This window comes from Cribrihabitans neustonicus (genome assembly GCF_048820895.1).
Taxonomy (GTDB): Bacteria; Pseudomonadota; Alphaproteobacteria; order Rhodobacterales; family Rhodobacteraceae; genus Cribrihabitans_A; species Cribrihabitans_A neustonicus.
This window is the reverse complement of the sequence record NZ_JBMERQ010000001.1, coordinates 414,397-430,201: the sequence shown is the minus strand read 5'-3', so window position 1 is coordinate 430,201 and position 15,805 is coordinate 414,397. Positions and strand designations below refer to the sequence as shown.

Here is a 15,805-nt window from a genome sequence, read left to right as displayed (position 1 = left end):
TTTATAACCCGCTTATAGTAGCCGCTTTGGCACGTGCGTAGCGGGTTTGCATGCGGTTGTCAAAACCAACAAGGCCGCATTTGGGGGGTTGGTCCCGCCGCCGAATCACGGCGGGGAACGCGCGGAATCAGGCAGGCACCGCCCAGCCCGCCGCCGCCAGCGCCGCCACGATGGTGAAGGCGGTGAGTGCGCGGTCCCAGTTGAGCCGCATCAACAGCCCAAGCCCGCGGCAGGATTGCGTAAGAGCGTCTTGCATGGCTACCCCCAGTTTGTGCTTGTGCAGCCGCCGCACTCCACACCCGGGCGGGCGGCAGCCTGTTTCCGATTAGAAAATCGTTAACGGGGGAATGTGGCGGCAGTTGGGCAGGAATGCGGCCCAACTGCCGCGAAGGCCGGGAATGGCCAGCCTCAACCAGCTTCAGGCCGGATCAGCAGAACAGGTCGTTGCCAAGCGCAAACAGCATCAGCCCCAGCACGATCGCCACGCCCAGGGACATCAGCACCCGCACAGCCCGGTCGCTCGGCGGACGGCCCGCCACCGCCTCATAGGCGTAGAACATCAGGTGGCCGCCATCGAGCGCAGGCACCGGGAACAGGTTCAAGAGACCCACCGCGGTCGACAGCACCGCGATGAACCGGATAAAGCTCTCTGCCCCCTGGCTCGCCATCGCGCCCGAGGTCTCGGCAATGCCGATGGGACCGGAGAGGTTGCAGGTGCTGATCGCGCCGGTGATCATGTGCTTCAGCCCCGACAGCGAGGTCTCCACCACCGCCCAGACCTGCGCCGCGCCGGCCACAAGAGATGCGCCCAGCCCGGCAGGCTCGGTTGCAGGCTCAAAGGCCAGCCCGCCGATGATGCCGATGCGCCAGCGGGTGGCGAAACCGCCATCCGCCTGCGGCTCGTCGGTGCGCCGCGGCGCCAGCGCCATCTCCACCTCTTCTCCATCCCGCCAGACAGAGAGCAGCAGCGGCTTGCCGTCCGCCGCCTCCACATGGGTCTTCAACTGGTCAAAAGAGACGACGGGGCTGCCATCCACCGCGGTGATCACGTCACCGGGCATCAGCCCGGCATCCGCCGCCGCGCTGCGCGGCACCACGCCGCGCACATAGGGCGGGTAGAGGTAAGGGCCGCTCACCGCGATCTCGCTGCCATCGCGGCGGACGGTGTAGTCCAGCGGATGCTCCTGCGGCAGCCCGGAACGGAACGCGGCCCAGGCAGCGGTGTCAGCAAAATCCGGCACCGGCAGGCCGCCTGCGGTCAACAGCTCGTCACCCTCCTGCAACCCGTTCTCGAACCCCGGCAGCGGCGCCAGCGTGCCCACGGCAGGCGGGTCGCGCAGCACGCCCTGCGTCAGCGCGATGGCGGCAAAGATCGCCGCCGACATCACGAAGTTGAAGACGGGCCCCGCCGCCACCGTGGCCGAGCGCGCCCAGAGCGGCGCGCCATGCATGGTCCGGCGCAGCGCCGCAGCATCGCCTGCAGCGGCAGCCATGGTCTTGGCATCCTTGCCCGACGCCGCATCGGCATCGCCCAGGAACTTCACATAGCCGCCAAAGGGCAAGAGCGCGATCTGCCAGCGGGTGCCGCGCTTGTCGGCGCGGCTCCACAGCACCGGGCCAAAGCCGATGGAGAACACCTCGGCATGGATGCCCGACCAGCGGCCGACGATGTAGTGGCCATACTCATGCACCGCCACGATCACCGACAGCGCCACCACGAAACTGGCAACGGTATAGAGAAACCCGCCGAACTGCGGGACGAAAGAGAGTGCGTCCAATGGTCTACCCTATGCGTTCTGCGGCGGCTTTTGCGGCCTCTTTCCGGGATATGTGGTCAACCTGCATCACGTTATCAAGCGTCATTGCGGCATTGATGAGGCCCGGCTCCGCCGCCAGGCGCTCCAGTACAGTCTCTGCGACGGCGGCCATATCGGTGAAGCGGATGCGGCCCGCAATGAAGTCGTCGAGCGCCTGTTCCTTCGCGGCGTTGAAGGCCGCTCCCATCAGCCCGCCCGCCTTCATCACCTCATAGGCAAGCCGGAGCGCCGGGTAGCGGGCCGGATCCGGCGCGCGGAAGCTGAGCTGCCCGATGCGGGCCAGATCCAGCCGTTCCACCGGCAGCGGGCGGCGTTCGGGCCAGTGCAGCGCGTAACCGATGGCATGGCGCATGTCGGGTGCGCCGAGATGCGCCATCAGCGCGCCGTCGGAAAAACCGACCAGCGCGTGCACCAGAGATTCCGGATGCACCAGCACCTCGATCCGCTCAGGCGCGATGCCGAAATATTCCCGTGTCTCAATGACTTCCAGCGCCTTGTTGAACATTGACGCGCTGTCGATGGTGATCCGCTGGCCCATGTCCCAGTTCGGGTGCGAGGACGCCTCTGCCAGGGTGGCGTCTGCGAGCTTCTCCAGCGGCCAGTCGCGGAACGCCCCGCCGGAAGCGGTGATCACCACCCGCTCTACCGCCGAGGTGTCCTCGCCCGCCAGCGCCTGGAACACCGCCGAATGCTCGCTGTCGACCGGCAGAACCCGGGCGCCGTGCTCCGCCGCCGTCTGCATCAGGAGCGGGCCTGCACAGACCAGCGATTCCTTGTTGGCAAGCGCCAGCGTGGTGCCGTGCTTTGCGGCCTCCAGCCCCGGTGCCAGCCCGGCCGCGCCGACGATCGCGGACATGATCCAGTCCGCAGGCCGTGCTGCGGCCTCCATGAGCGCCGCCTGCCCCGCCGCCGCCTCCACGCCGGACCCCGCCAGCGCCGCGCGCAGTTCCTCCAGCCGGTCCGCATGAGCGGTGACGGCCACATCCGCGCTGAACTCCCGCGCATCCGCGGCCAGCTGCGCGATATTGGCGCCGCCGGTCAGCGCCACCACGTCATAGCTGCCGGGAGCGCGCCGGATCAGGTCGAGCGTGTTCTGCCCAATCGACCCGGTGGCCCCGAATATGGAAATCTTCCGCATGTTTCTTCCGTTCTGGTTATCCCAGGAAGGGCAGCGCCGCCAGGAACATGGCCGCCGCGCCCAGCATGCCGTCGAAGCGGTCCAGGAGACCGCCGTGGCCCGGGATCAGCGCACTCGAGTCCTTCACGCCCATCTTGCGTTTGAGCGCGCTCTCGGCGATGTCGCCGGCCTGGCTCGCCATCGAGAGCAGCACCGATAGTGCCACGATGCCGATGCCCAGCCCCGCCGCGGCGGCAAAGCCCGCTCCCGTCAGCGCCGCCGCCAGCCAGCCGGCCGACGCGCCGCTCCAAGTTTTCTTGGGGCTGACACGCGGCCAGAGCTTGGGCCCGCCAAAAGTCTTGCCCGCGAAGTAGCCCGCCACGTCCGTCGCCACCACCAGGCCGATCAGCCACAGCATCCAGGGCGCGCCCAGCACGTTGCGCAGCCAGATGAAGCCGAAGGCGGCAAACATCACCCAAAGCGTGAAGCCGATGAAATAGCCCCGGTTGCGCGACAGCTGCCCTGCCCCCGCCAGTGCCGGTGCCGCCAGAATCGGCAGTGCCCAGATCGGCGGCAGCAGCGCCGCCGCCAGCACCGCGGCAAAACACAAGCCCCCCAAAAGCAGCGCACTAGTGCCGCGGCCCTGGTCCAGCATCCGGACCAGCTCCCAGACCATGCCGCCCGCCAGCGCCGCGACCATCGCGGCAAACACCATGCCGCCGGCCCAAACCGCAAAGCCCGCGACCAGAATCATCACCAGCGCCGAAGCCGCCCGCGGTGCCAGATCCGCCCAGCGGCCCTTGCCGCCGGTTCCGCCTGCTGTGCCGCCGCTCATGTTTTCACCGCCCCGAAACGGCGGTCGCGGCTGCCGAAGCTCTTGCACAGCCGCGCCAGCTCATCGGAGGTGAAATCCGGCCATAGCGTGTCGATGAACTCGTACTCGGCATAGGCCGACTGCCAGAGCAGGAAGTTCGAGATCCGCGCCTCCCCGCTGGTCCGGATCACAAGGTCAGGATCCGGCAGAACATGGGTGTCGAGGTAGCGCGGCAAGGTTTCCAGATCGACGTCCTCGGGACTGAGCTTGCCCGCCGCGACATCGCGCGCCAGCCGTTTGGTGGCGCGCGCCACCTCATCCCGGCCGCCATAGTTCAGCGCGATGGTCAGGTGAGTGCCGTCGTTGCCTTCGGTCTCGCGCTCCAGTTTGTCCATCAGCCCGGTCAGCTTGGCATCGAGCCGCAGCCGGTCGCCGATGAAGCGCACCCGCACGTTCTTGGCGGCCAGCGCCTTCATCTCCTTGGAGATATACCGCCGGAACAGACTCATCAGCCCTGCAACCTCGGTCTGGGTGCGCTTCCAGTTCTCGGTCGAAAAGGCAAATATCGTCAGGTACTTAATGCCCAGAGCCGGGCAGCATTCCACCACCTCGCGCACCCGTTTGGCGCCCGCGTGGTGGCCGAACAGCCGGGGCCGGCCGCGGGCCTGGGCCCAGCGCCCGTTGCCGTCCATGATGATGGCGACGTGGCGCGGGCCCGGCCCGGCCGCCGCCGTGTCCCTGGCCGCGTCAGCGGCGGCCTGGGCGTGCGTATCGGAGGCTCCCGGCATGATCCGCGGTCAGACCTGCATGATCTCAGCTTGCTTGTGCTCAAGCGCATCATCAACCGATTTGATCATCTTGTCGGTCAGTTCCTGCACCTCGGCTTCCCAGAACTTCTGGTCGTCCTCGGACATGCCGTCGGCCTTGGCCTTCTTGATCTGGTCCATGCCGTCGCGGCGCACGTTGCGGATGGCAACGCGGGCGTGTTCAGCATACTGGCCCGCAACCTTGGTCAGCTCGCGGCGGCGCTCCTCGTTCAGCTCGGGGATCGGCAGCATGATGATGGTGCCATTGAGCTGCGGGTTGATGCCAAGCCCGGATTCGCGAATCGCCTTTTCCACTTTGCCGACCAGGCCCTTGTCCCAGACGTTGACGGTAACCATGCGCGGCTCCGGCACGTTCACAGTGCCGACCTGGTTGATCGGCGTCATCGAGCCGTAGGCATCCACCATCACCGGCTCCAGCATCGAAGCCGAGGCCCGGCCGGTGCGCAGGGATGCAAATTCGGTTCGCAAATTGGCCATCGCGCCGTCCATACGGCGTTTCAGGGCGTCGGTATCCAGTTCAAATTCGTCAGACATGCTGCTCTCTCCCCTTGTGTGAGGCGGTCTTCATGAGGCTCTTAAGCCATTGGGAGGTCATTGTATAGCGATCCGCCGCAGGTTTCATTGCCGCTTTTGCGGCGCAAGGCCCGCCAGCTTCGCCTCCGCCAGCGGCCATCCGCCTCCTCTGCAGGGTCAGGCGGCGGCGGCAGACCGGCGGACGGGCCGCACAGCCCGTCCTGTACTCACACCGTGCCGGAAGCCCGGCCTCAGTCCTGCACCTTGGTATAGGTGCCTTCGCCTGCAAGAATGCCACGGAAGCCGCCAGGCTCGTCCAGCGGGAAAACGATCAGCGGCAGGTTGTTGTCCCGCGCCAGCGCAATCGCAGAGGCGTCCATCACCCGCAGCCGCTTGGCGAGAACGTCGTCATAGCTGATCTCGTCATAGCGCACCGCGTCGGCGTGGATGGCCGGGTCCTTGTCATAGACGCCATCGACCCCGTTCTTGCCCATAAAGATCGCCTCGCAGGCCATTTCATTGGCGCGCAGCGTCGCCGCGGTGTCAGTGGTGAAATAGGGGTTGCCGGTACCAGCGGCAAAGATGCAGACCCGCTTCTTCTCCAGGTGCCGCACGGCGCGGCGGCGGATGTAGGGCTCGGCCACCTCATCCATGCGGATCGCCGAGATTACCCGGGTGAAGACCCCCATGCCTTCCAGCGCCGACTGCATCGCCAGCGCGTTCATCACCGTGGCGAGCATTCCCATGTAATCGGCAGTGGTGCGTTCCATCCCCTGTGCCGAGCCGGAGAGCCCGCGGAAGATGTTGCCGCCGCCGATCACCATGCAGATCTCGACGCCCATGTCGCGCACCGATTTCACCTCGCGGGCGATGCGCTGCACGGTGGGCGGATGCAGGCCATATCCCTGGTCCCCCATCAGCGCCTCGCCGGAAATTTTCAGCATGACACGTTTGTAGGTTGTGGCCGGACGGTCTTCCGGCTGTACTTCGGTTTGAGGCATGTTGCGCTCCAGAGAATGGCTGGGTTAATTTGCGCGCAAAATGGAGCAAATCGCGGCCGGTTTCAATGCGCGCCGGCCCGTTTCCGCCGCTGGCGGCAGCGCCCGGCGCAACCTCCCGGAAATCCGCTCTTTTCGAACCGCCCAGAGGGAGCCGCCATGAACCTGCCCGATATCGACCCCGGCAAACCGGTGCTGATTGCCGGCCCCACTGCTTCGGGCAAATCGGCGCTGGCGCTGGAGATTGCCGAAACGCAGGGCGGGGTCATCGTCAACGCCGATGCCAGCCAGGTCTATGACTGCTGGCGGGTGGTAACCGCGCGCCCGTCGCCCGGCGAGGAAGCCCGGGCGCCGCATGCGCTCTATGGGCACCTGCCCTATGACGCGCCCTATTCCGCGGGCCACTGGCTGCGCGAGGTGCTGCCGCTGCTCGACGGCCCCGAACGCCCAATCATCGTCGGCGGCACCGGACTTTATTTCACCGCACTGACCGAGGGCCTGGCCGAAATCCCCGCCACCCCGGCAGAGGTCCGCAAGGAAGCCGACGCGCTCGATCTCGAAACGCTGCTCCACGGGCTCGACGCGGGCACTGCCGCCCGCATCGACCGCCAGAACCGCGCCAGGGTGCAGCGCGCCTGGGAGGTGCTGCGCGCCACCGGCCGGCCGCTTGCGGACTGGCAGGACGACACCCCGCCCCCAGCGCTGCCGCTCTCCGCGTGCGCCCCGCTGGTTCTGGATACGCCCAAGGACTGGCTCGAAGCCCGCATCCGCCAGCGCTTTGCCGGAATGCTGGAAGCGGGCGCGCTGGAGGAAGTCCGCGCGATGCAGGACCGCTACGACCCGGCGCTGCCTTCCTGCAAGGCGATCGGCGTGCCCGAGCTGATGGCACATGTCACTGGCGAGCTCTCCCTCGGCCAGGCCCGAGAGCGCGCCGCCATTGCCACCCGCCAGTTCGCCAAGCGCCAGCGCAGCTGGTTCCGCGCCCGCATGCAGGCCTGGCACCGCCTGACCCCGACCTGAGCCGCCCCCGGCGCCGCGCCGGCTCTTGCCCGGCCGCCCCCGCGGCCCGGCCTCAGACAAATTCCTTCAATATTTAAGCATCCTTGCCCGAATCGGCTTTTCATGCCCTCTTGGCGTTACAAAAATTAATTTTTAAGATACCGAGCGAAATTATGCCGTTTGATCCGAGCCCCGCCGACGACTGCCGAATTGCCACCCTAGCCCAGCTGGCCCCGGACGGTGCCTGGCAGACCGCGCTGGCGCATGCCCGCCGCAGCCACCTGCTGATCTGGCTCACCAAGGGATCGGCCAAGCTGATGCTTGCGGGCAAATGCCACGACGCGGGGCCGTACAGCCTGTTGAACATTCCGGCCGGCACGCTCTGGTCGGCGGCTTTCTCCGCAGATGCCGAGGCCCGCATCCTCGCCGCCGCCGCGGAGCCCGCGGCACTGCCCCCGGCACCGCTTTGCCTGCGGGTTGCAGACCCGGAACACCAGGCCGGTATCGGCACGCTGTTTGACGCCATGCAGGGCGAACAGCAAGGCGGCGCCGCGCTCTGGCAGCGGGCCCTGCACGCCTATTGCGATCTCGCGGGCATCCTGCTGCAGCGGCTGCTGCCGGCGGGTCCGCTGGAGCAGCGCCCGCCGGCCGCCGAACGGCTGTGCCGCGCGTATTGCGCCCGCATTGCCGAATACCGTTCTGCCCATAGCAACATGGCAGGCCACGCGGCAGCGCTGAAGGTGACGCCGACGCATCTTACCCGGGTCTGCAAGCAGGAGACCGGCAAGACCGCCGCCGCGCTGCTGACCGAACACCAGCTGCACGCGGCCCGCAGCCTGCTGATCGGCTCCGACCTGCCGATCCGCGACATAGCAGGCCAGCTCGGCTTCGGCAGCGCGGCCTATTTCACCCGCTTCATCTCCCAGCACACTGGCCGCACCCCGAGCGAGCTTCGCCGCAGCGCCCGCACCACCGCCTAACAGGCTGTGACCCCGGTGCTTTCCCCGGCACCGTCCCGGCGCGCCTGCGCCCGGACGCCCGTTCGGCCGCAAACTGGGCAGTTCTGCCCAGTCCATCGGCACAGCACCGCCGGATTTTACAGTAGCGACCCCGGAAATGTCGCTTTTTTGCCTCTGTTTGCCGAAACTGTGCATTGACGAACCCCGCCAAGTGATGCGGAATACCGGCATGGGGAAGGTTTAATCCAGTCAGACAGTTAGAAATCCAGAGCCGGCCGCTCGGCCGTGCCATTGTCTGCAAGAAATGACACCAGAGCGGTGCAACAGGGAGATCGACATGACGAAAGACACCATCAACGGCGCCCCCGTCCACTGGGCCGCGAAGATGCATGCGCGGGAGGTGCTCGAAGGCAAGCTGGACCGCCGCGAGTTCCTGACCCGCGCCACCGCCCTTGGCGTCACCTCGGCTGCTGCCTACGGCATGATCGGCCTCGACGCGCCCGCCCGCGCGGCAGGCGCGCCCATGCAGGACGGCGGCACGCTGCGGGTGCAGATGCTGGTGAAGCCACTGAAGGACCCGCGCACCTACGACTGGTCCGAAATGGGCAATGAATCCCGCGGCACCCTGGAATACCTGGTTGAATACAACAATGATGGCTCCTTCAGCCCGATGCTCCTGGAAAGCTGGGAGATCAACGAGGACGCGACCGTCTACACCCTGAACGTCCGCAAGGGCGTGAAGTGGAACAACGGCGACGACTTCACCGCCGAGGATGTCGCCCGCAACATCGAGCGCTGGTGCGACAAGGCGATGGAAGGCAACTCCATGGCGGGCCGTTTCGCTACTTTGATCGACGCGGACACCGGCAAGGCCGGCGAAGGCGTGATCGAAGTCGCGGACAGCCACACCGTCCGCCTCAACCTGCCCGCCTCCGATATCTCGCTGATTGCCAATATGTCGGATTACCCCGCCGCCATCGTGCATTCCTCCTTCCAGACCGACGACTTCACCCAGAACGTCGGCACCGGCCCCTACAAGCTCACCCAGCTCGACGTCGGCGTGAAGGCGGTTCTGGAGCGCAGCGAGGACCACACCTGGTGGGGCGAGGAGGTCTTCGGCCGCCCGGCGCTCGATCGTATCGAATACATCGACTTCGGCACCGACCCCTCCTCCTGGCTCGCGGCGCTGGAGTCGGAAGAGGTCGATATGCTCTATGAATCTGTGGGCGAATTTATCGACGTGATGGACGGGCTCGGTTACAAGAAATCCGAAGTGGTCACCATGTCCACTATCGTGATCCGCCCCAACCAGCTGGCCGAGGTCGACGGGAAGACTCCCTATGCCGACAAGCGCGTGCGCAAGGCGATCCAGATGGCGGTCGACAATTCCGTCTGCCTGGAACTCGGCTACGGCGGCCGCGGCGAGCTGGCCGAAAACCATCACATCGGCCCGATTCACCCGGAATATGCCGAGCTGCCCAGGCAGGAACCGGATCCCGACGCCGCCCGCGCCCTGATGGAAGAGGCCGGCATGATGGACTTCGAGCACGAGATCATCTCGATCGACGACGACTGGCGCCGCAATACCACCGATGCCGTCGCCGCCCAGCTGCGCGATGCCGGCTTCAAGGTGAAGCGCACCGTGCTGCCCGGCTCCACCTTTTGGAACGACTGGGTGAAATACCCGTTCAGCTCCACCAACTGGAACCACCGCCCGCTTGGCGTGCAGATCTGGTCGCTGGCCTACAAGTCGGGCGAGGCCTGGAACGAGTTCGGCTGGTCGAACCCCGAGTTCGACGCGCTCCTGACCGAGGCGCTGTCGATCGCCGATGCGGAAAAGCGCCGCGAGGTCGCCGCCAAGGGCGAGGCGCTGATCCAGGAAGAAGGCGTCACCATCCAGCCCTACTGGCGCTCGCTCTACCGCCACATGCGCGACAACGTGATGGGGGCGGACATGCATATCGCCTTCGAGCATCACCACTACAAGTGGGGCTTCGCGGCCTGAGCCGCCCGGCCCTGATATGACCCCTGCACCGCCCCCGCCCGGGGCGGTGCGCTCCAGCGACGACGGCCGCCGCCCGCGCCTGTGCCCCGCGCCCCCGCTCCGCCGCAGCACTTTCCGCAGCGGACCCGCGCCACCCCGATCCGCAAGCCAGGTCCAGAGTCAGGAACTGCCCGCCCGGATCCGCAGCAGACGCCGCTACTGGCCCGCCAGACCGACAGGGACCCCAAATGGGACTATTCATTCTGCGCCGCTCGGGCGTGATGCTGCTGACGGCCCTGTGCCTGACCTTCATCGTGTTCTTCCTGACCAACCTCTATCCGAACCTGGAAAAACTGGCCAAGACGCAAGGCAACTTCCGGATGTCGGATGAGGCGGTGGACAGCTGGCTGGTCAACAACGGCCACGGCGGCTGGATGATCAGCCGCTACGGGCAATGGCTTGGCGTGCTGCCCGGCTGGACGATGGAGACCGCGGAGGGCGTGCGCGGGCGCTGTATCATCGGCACCGTGCCGCAGGAAGTTGCTGACGAAGCCCCCGATTTCTGCGGCATCCTGCAAGGCGACTGGGGCTATTCGACCCGTTTCAAGGATGAGGTCTCCACCATCGTTGCCGAGCGGCTCGCCAACACCGGACGGCTGATGGGATGGGTGCTCCTGCTGATGGTGCCCTCGGCGCTGCTGATCGGGGTGCTGGCGGGGATGCGCGAGGGCTCGGTCACCGACCGCTCCTTCTCCACCGTTTCGATCCTGACCACCGCCACGCCCGAGTATGTTTCAGGCGTGGTCTTTATCGCGGTCTTCACCTCCTCCACCGTCGGGCTCAAGTGGTTCAAGGGCACCGCCACCGCTGCCACCGACAACCCGACATTCGAGAACTTCTTCCTGCCGGTCCTCACCATCGCGCTTTACGGCATGGGCTACATCGCCCGCATGACCCGCGCCTCGATGACCGAGGTGATGACGGCGCAATATATCCGCACCGCGCGGCTCAAAGGGGTGAGCTTCCGCAACATCGTGCTGAAACACGCGCTCCGCAACGCGCTGATCGCCCCCTTTACCGTTATCATGCTGCAGTTCCCATGGCTTCTGAACGGCGTGGTCATCGTGGAAACCCTTTTCAACTACAAGGGCTTCGGCTGGATCCTGGTGGAGGCCGCAGGCAACAACGACATCGAGCTCCTGCTCGCGGTCTCGGTCGTGTCGGTCTTTGTTGTGCTGCTCACGCAGCTGATCTCCGACATCGGCTACGTTTACCTGAACCCGCGCATCCGGATTTCGTAAGGGAGGAACTGGACCATGGAACCCCTGAGCTGGACCGGCGCCATCGCCTTCCTTAACCCGATCCTGATGTTTTCGCTCGCCGCCCTCGCGCTCGCCATCCTCACCTGGATGATCCTCAGCGTGGTGGTGCCGGAACCTGCCGCCACCACCAACCCCGACGGCACCGTCAGCCTCGCCGCCGGGCCGCTCACAATGGCGGGCTCGGCGGTGCGGCTGCTGTTCCTGCTGAGCGTGGCCGTGGCCGCCGCCTACCTGGTGCTCGGCGTGGCAATGGGCACCGGTGCCGGCATCGTCGGGGCCATCAGCCAGCGCTTCCTGCCGGTCTGGCTGGCGCTGGCCGCGCTGTTTGCCGCGTCGATCGCCTTCAAGCGGCGGCTCGGGCTCTACGGCAAGCTGTTCGACAGCCCCATCGGGATGATCGGCTTTGCGCTGGTGATGTTCTGGGTGTTCACCGGCGTCTTCGGCGCCATGGACCTGATCATCACCCACAACCCGCTGGACCAGGTCTCCGGCATGAAGAACAAGCTGCCGGGAACCCCGCTGCCCGGCGCCCCCGAAGGCGAATTCCAGTGGTATCTGCTGGGCGGCGACAACCTTGCCCGTGACGTCTTCAGCCGCCTGGTGAAGGGCGCCTGGGAGGTGATCAAGATCGCGCCCCTCGCGGCAATGTTCGCCTTCATGGTCGGCATCACCCTGGGCCTGCCCGCGGGCTACTACGGCGGCCGGCTCGACACCTTCCTGTCCTTCCTCGCCAATCTGATCCTCGCCTTCCCGGTGATCCTGCTGTTCTACCTGCTGGTCACCCCAGAAATCGTTGCCACCGGCGTGCCGAACTACATGGCGATCGTGCTGTTCCTGTTCCCGATCATATTTCTCGCCGTGCTTCTGAACTCGCGCTATTACACTACGCCGAAGGTCCGCACGCCGCTGCTGATCGTGGTGCTGGGGATCGCCCTCTGGCTCTACCTGTCGCTGGTCTCCACCGGCGGCGACCTGATCCGCACCAAGGACTACGCGATCTGGGGGCTGCCCGCGGACCTCGACCTCTTCGATGTGCCCGGCGGCATTCTGGTGGTCTTCGTCTCGGTGGTGTTTGTCAACTCGCCCACCGTATTCCGTATCGTCCGCGGCCTCACGATGGACATCAAGACGCGCGACTACGTCGCCGCCGCCCAGACCCGCGGCGAGGGGCCCTGGTACATCATGCTGTGGGAGATCCTGCCCAACGCCCGCGGGCCGCTGATCGTCGATTTCTGCCTGCGCATCGGCTACACCACGATCCTCCTGGGAACCCTCGGCTTCTTCGGTCTCGGCCTGCCGCCGGAAAGCCCGGACTGGGGTTCGACCATCAATGACGGCCGCAAGCTGCTGTCGATCTACCTGCACCCCGCGCTGCCGCCCGCCTTTGCCCTGCTGACGCTGGTGCTGGGGCTGAACCTGCTTGCAGACGGGCTGCGCGAAGAGAGCCTGAAGGATTGATCCGGAGCTGAGCGGCCGGGGGCCAGCCCCCGGACCCCCGGGATATTTGGAGCAAGAGGAAGCGAAGCGCTTCCCGCTCCAACAGGGAGATAAGAACATGAACAAACTGGCAGAGCACGACGGCCCGATCCTGGAGATCGATAAGCTGTCGATCTCCTTCTTCACCCGCCTGCGCGAGATCCCCGCAGTGATGGATTTTTCCGTGAGGGTACAGCCCGGCGAGGCGGTGGGCTTGGTCGGGGAATCCGGCTGCGGCAAATCCACCGTGGCGCTGGGGGTGATGCAGGATCTGGGCAAGAACGGCCGCATTGTTGGCGGCAGCATCAGGTTCAAGGGCCGCGACCTGAGCGAGATGAGCGCCGAAGAGCTGCGTGACATCCGCGGCAACGAGATCGCGATGATCTACCAGGAGCCGATGGCCTCCCTGAACCCGGCGATGCGGATCGGCCAGCAGCTGATGGAAGTCCCGATGATCCATGAGGGCGTCAGCAAGGAAGAAGCCCGCAAGCGCGCGCTGGAAGTGGTAAGGGACGTGCGCCTGCCGGACCCGGAGCGGATGCTGAACGCCTTCCCGCATCAGCTCTCCGGCGGCCAGCAGCAGCGCATCGTGATCGCCATGGCGCTGATGTCGAAACCCTCGCTGCTGATCCTGGATGAGCCCACCACCGCGCTCGACGTGACGGTGGAGGCCGCGGTGGTCGAACTGGTCAAGGACCTGGGCAAGAAATACGGCACCTCGATGCTGTTCATTTCCCACAATCTCGGCCTGGTGCTGGAGACCTGCGACCGGATCTGCGTGATGTATTCCGGCGAGGCAGTGGAGCGCGGCTCGATCCACGACGTCTTCGACGAGATGCAGCACCCCTACACCCAGGCGCTGTTCCGCTCGATCCCGCTGCCTGGCGCCGACAAGAACGCCCGCCCGCTGGTGGCGATCCCCGGCAACTTCCCGCTGCCGCACGAGCGTCCGCCGGGCTGCAACTTCGGCCCCCGCTGCGACTATTTCGAGGCCGGCCGCTGCGACCGCGACCAGGTGATCCCGATGCGCCCGGTCCCCGGCAATGACCGGCATGAGACCCGCTGCCTGCGGTTCGAGGAAATCGACTGGGACGCACCGCCTCAGGTAAGCGGTCAGAAGGCAAAGACCGAGCCGGGCCAGGTGGTGCTGAAGATCGACAAGCTGAAGAAATACTACCGGGTCGCCGCGAACGCGCTCTTCGGCGGCGGCGAGACCAAGGTGGTGAAGGCCAACGAAACCCTCAGTTTTGAGGCCCGCGAATCCGAAACCCTCGCCATCGTGGGCGAATCCGGCTGCGGCAAGTCCACCTTCGCCAAGGTGCTGATGGGGCTGGAGACGGCGACGGACGGGCAAATCCTGCTCGACAACCGCAACATCGAGCAAGTCCCGATCGAAGAGCGCGACACCAAGACCGTCTCCGACGTGCAGATGGTGTTCCAGAACCCGTTCGACACGCTGAACCCCTCGATGACGGTGGGCCGCCAGATCATCCGGGCGCTGGAAATCTTCGGCATCGGCAACTCGGAAAAGGACCGCAAGCAGCGGATGCTTGAACTTCTGGATCTGGTGAAACTGCCGCGCGCCTTTGCCGACCGGATGCCGCGGCAGCTGTCGGGCGGGCAGAAACAGCGCGTCGGCATCGCCCGCGCCTTTGCCGGCGGCGCCCGCATCGTGGTGGCGGACGAGCCGGTTTCGGCGCTGGATGTCTCTGTGCAAGCGGCGGTGACCGATCTGCTGATGGAGATCCAGCGCAAGGAAAAGACCACGCTGCTGTTCATCTCCCATGATTTGTCGATCGTGCGCTACCTGAGCGACCGGGTAATGGTGATGTACCTCGGCCATGTGGTTGAACTGGGCGATACCGATGAGGTGTTCTCGCCGCCCTACCATCCCTATACCGAGGCGCTGCTAAGCGCGGTGCCGATTGCCGATACATCGGTCCAGAAGGAGCATATCGTGCTTGAAGGCGATATCCCCTCGGCAATGAACCCGCCGCCGGGCTGCCCGTTCCAGACCCGCTGCCGCTGGAAGTCACAGGTGCCGGGCAACCTCTGCGAAAAGGAGGTGCCGCCGATGCGCGACATGGGGCACGGCCATCAGATCAAGTGCCACCTGAGCGAGGAAATCCTCAACCGGATGAAGCCGGTGATCAAGATCGCCGCGGAATAGCCGCAGCTGGAAATCCGCTCCCGCACCAAATGGCGGGAGCCCGCCGCACCGGACCGGCTTGCACCCAAGTTGTCCATGAGCAGGACGGTCCCGGCGGAGTCGGCCGCACGGAGTGCCGCTCAAGCCGGGCGAGGCGGACGCGGTGATGGACTCGACGAGCAGCCTGACGCGCAGCCTATGGTCAACCGCTTTGCCTTTTGTCCTGGCGGGACCGGCAGGCAGGTTTTGGTAAAGGGCCGGCGACGCAAAAACTTCTCCTTAGACCTGCCCTCTCGGCGCAGACACCGCTGGCTCAGCTCAACAGCAGCACCACGATCATCAGCAGGTTCATCGAGGCAAACTGCATCAGCTTGGGTCGGCGGCGGCTGCGCAGCCCCGCATAGAGCGCCAGTACCAGCGATAGCGCGAGCCCGGCCAGTGCCAGCCCGCCGCCCACCGCTCCGGCGAGCCCGGTGCCCGGCCCCCAGGGCGAGTCCGGCAGCACCATCCCCTTCAGCCCCACCCCGATCACCAGGCCCGAAACCGCCCCTGCGAGCGAGATCACGGCGCTGCACGCGGTCCGCGCTCCAGGGCGCGCCTGAGCGCGCCCGATCAGATTCTCGATAATTTCCCGGCTCGGCACCGGGCCGGGCTGCCAGCCCATACGGGCCAGCCGCTGGTCGAAACTTCTGCTCTGCACGGCAGCTCCTCCTGAAACTGACGGCAGTTTTATGAAAAATTGAGGCAAGCCCATGGCACTGCCGGGATCTTAACGCGGCAGCAAGGAAATTTACCGCGGGGTTAACGCAGGCTGCTGGCAGTGCCCGGCG

At 66.0% G+C, this 15,805-nt stretch carries 14 protein-coding genes; 6 read left to right on the top strand and 8 right to left on the bottom strand.

Annotation, left to right across the window (positions count from 1 at the left end; all coding sequences use genetic code 11):
* Positions 1 to 127 precede the first annotated feature (127 nt).
* From ACOHWE_RS02050 to pyrH, 7 genes are all read right to left on the bottom strand, one after another.
* Positions 128 to 256 carry a hypothetical protein gene (locus tag ACOHWE_RS02050; protein ID WP_420663732.1) on the bottom strand — a complete coding sequence of 43 codons (129 nt, stop codon included), beginning with the start codon at positions 254 to 256 and terminating at the stop codon, positions 128 to 130.
* 172 nt (positions 257 to 428) lie between these two features.
* Positions 429 to 1,778, bottom strand: a complete 1,350-nt coding sequence (gene rseP / locus ACOHWE_RS02045) for an RIP metalloprotease RseP (protein ID WP_420663731.1) — start codon at positions 1,776 to 1,778, stop codon at positions 429 to 431.
* Positions 1,779 to 1,782: 4 nt separating this feature from the next.
* Positions 1,783 to 2,955 carry a 1-deoxy-D-xylulose-5-phosphate reductoisomerase gene (dxr, locus tag ACOHWE_RS02040; protein WP_420663730.1) on the bottom strand — a complete coding sequence of 391 codons (1,173 nt, stop codon included), beginning with the start codon at positions 2,953 to 2,955 and terminating at the stop codon, positions 1,783 to 1,785.
* 16 nt (positions 2,956 to 2,971) lie between these two features.
* A complete protein-coding gene (locus ACOHWE_RS02035) occupies positions 2,972 to 3,769 on the bottom strand; it encodes a phosphatidate cytidylyltransferase (protein WP_420663728.1) in 798 nt (265 codons plus the stop codon).
* Positions 3,766 to 4,536, bottom strand: a complete 771-nt coding sequence (locus ACOHWE_RS02030; RefSeq protein WP_420663727.1) for an isoprenyl transferase — start codon at positions 4,534 to 4,536, stop codon at positions 3,766 to 3,768. Before ACOHWE_RS02030 ends, ACOHWE_RS02035 begins: the two co-directional genes overlap by 4 nt.
* 9 nt (positions 4,537 to 4,545) lie before the next feature.
* Positions 4,546 to 5,109, bottom strand: a complete 564-nt coding sequence (gene frr, locus ACOHWE_RS02025; RefSeq protein ID WP_420663726.1) for a ribosome recycling factor — start codon at positions 5,107 to 5,109, stop codon at positions 4,546 to 4,548.
* A gap of 230 nt (positions 5,110 to 5,339) precedes the next feature.
* The gene (pyrH, locus tag ACOHWE_RS02020) at positions 5,340 to 6,089 is read right to left on the bottom strand and encodes a UMP kinase (RefSeq protein WP_420663724.1); all 750 of its coding nucleotides are present in this window, start codon (positions 6,087 to 6,089) and stop codon (positions 5,340 to 5,342) included.
* A 156-nt stretch (positions 6,090 to 6,245) separates the two neighbouring features.
* On the opposite strand from pyrH, the gene miaA reads away from it, so the two are divergent.
* From miaA to ACOHWE_RS01990, 6 genes are all read left to right on the top strand, one after another.
* A complete protein-coding gene (gene miaA, locus ACOHWE_RS02015) occupies positions 6,246 to 7,106 on the top strand; it encodes a tRNA (adenosine(37)-N6)-dimethylallyltransferase MiaA (RefSeq protein WP_420663722.1) in 861 nt (286 codons plus the stop codon).
* A 152-nt stretch (positions 7,107 to 7,258) separates the two neighbouring features.
* A complete protein-coding gene (locus ACOHWE_RS02010; RefSeq protein WP_420663721.1) occupies positions 7,259 to 8,065 on the top strand; it encodes an AraC family transcriptional regulator in 807 nt (268 codons plus the stop codon).
* A 316-nt stretch (positions 8,066 to 8,381) separates the two neighbouring features.
* Entirely contained in the window at positions 8,382 to 10,049 is a 1,668-nt protein-coding gene (locus tag ACOHWE_RS02005) for an ABC transporter substrate-binding protein (protein WP_420663720.1), read from the top strand.
* 227 nt (positions 10,050 to 10,276) lie between these two features.
* Positions 10,277 to 11,329 (top strand): ABC transporter permease, encoded by a 1,053-nt coding sequence (locus ACOHWE_RS02000; protein ID WP_420663718.1) that lies wholly within the window; start codon positions 10,277 to 10,279, stop codon positions 11,327 to 11,329.
* 15 nt (positions 11,330 to 11,344) lie between these two features.
* Positions 11,345 to 12,808, top strand: coding sequence for an ABC transporter permease (locus ACOHWE_RS01995; protein WP_420663716.1), 1,464 nt, complete (start codon positions 11,345 to 11,347; stop codon positions 12,806 to 12,808).
* A 97-nt stretch (positions 12,809 to 12,905) separates the two neighbouring features.
* Positions 12,906 to 14,996 carry a dipeptide ABC transporter ATP-binding protein gene (locus tag ACOHWE_RS01990; protein ID WP_420663714.1) on the top strand — a complete coding sequence of 697 codons (2,091 nt, stop codon included), beginning with the start codon at positions 12,906 to 12,908 and terminating at the stop codon, positions 14,994 to 14,996.
* Positions 14,997 to 15,288: 292 nt separating this feature from the next.
* On the opposite strand, the gene ACOHWE_RS01985 is transcribed toward ACOHWE_RS01990, so the two are convergent.
* A complete protein-coding gene (locus tag ACOHWE_RS01985) occupies positions 15,289 to 15,675 on the bottom strand; it encodes a hypothetical protein (protein ID WP_420663713.1) in 387 nt (128 codons plus the stop codon).
* Positions 15,676 to 15,805 lie beyond the last annotated feature (130 nt).